The organism is Bartonella sp. CB10SXKL, assembly GCF_042195515.1.
GTDB lineage: Bacteria > Pseudomonadota > Alphaproteobacteria > Rhizobiales > Rhizobiaceae > Bartonella.
Genome location: NZ_JBHION010000134.1, coordinates 1 through 553 on the forward strand (window position 1 = coordinate 1; position 553 = coordinate 553).

The following is a 553-nucleotide window of genomic DNA, read 5'->3' on the forward strand; positions in this document are numbered from 1 at the left end:
GCTTGATAGGTTGTTTCTGTTTGCGAAAGTTGTTTTTTTTTCAATTCAAGCTGTTTTGTTAAGAGCTCAATAATTTCCTCTTTTTTTAATAGCTTAATAAGCTCCAGATATTCTGCTGGTGTAGCAGGTGATTTCGGTGAAGCAGGTGGTTTCGCTGGAGTACGTTGTGGTATAACATATGTATGCCTGTATGAATCTAGATGAGCTTTACCAATATTCACTGCAGGAGCAGGTGAATTCGATGGAGTACGTTGTGGTATAACATATGTATGCCTGTATGAATCTAGATGAGCTTTACCAACATTCACTGCAGGAGCAGATGGTTTCGCTGGAGTACGTGCTTGTGGAATATATGTCTTCCTGTATCGATCTATATGAGATCCCTCAATATTCACTGCATGTGCCAAATTTATCATTCCCCAAAGGGTAATCATTCCTGTTATAATAAATCGCTTTTTCATCTGTCTCCTCGCTTGATTTCGGCAGGGATTGTTTTATTAATAGGCACACGGTTCCTATCATTTGGCTGTTTTAGCTTTGGTGCTAATGCACA

Annotated in this window: 1 protein-coding gene and 1 pseudogene; both read right to left on the minus strand. The window is 39.2% G+C overall.

What is annotated here, in order from left to right:
* Nucleotides 1–461, minus strand: a pseudogene (locus ACFIK3_RS09850) (hypothetical protein); the annotation flags it as partial.
* The coding region (locus ACFIK3_RS09855) for a TrwH protein (RefSeq protein WP_375618343.1) at nt 458–553 on the minus strand (96 nt) is incomplete at its 5' end. The gene ACFIK3_RS09855 and the pseudogene ACFIK3_RS09850, both read right to left, overlap by 4 nt.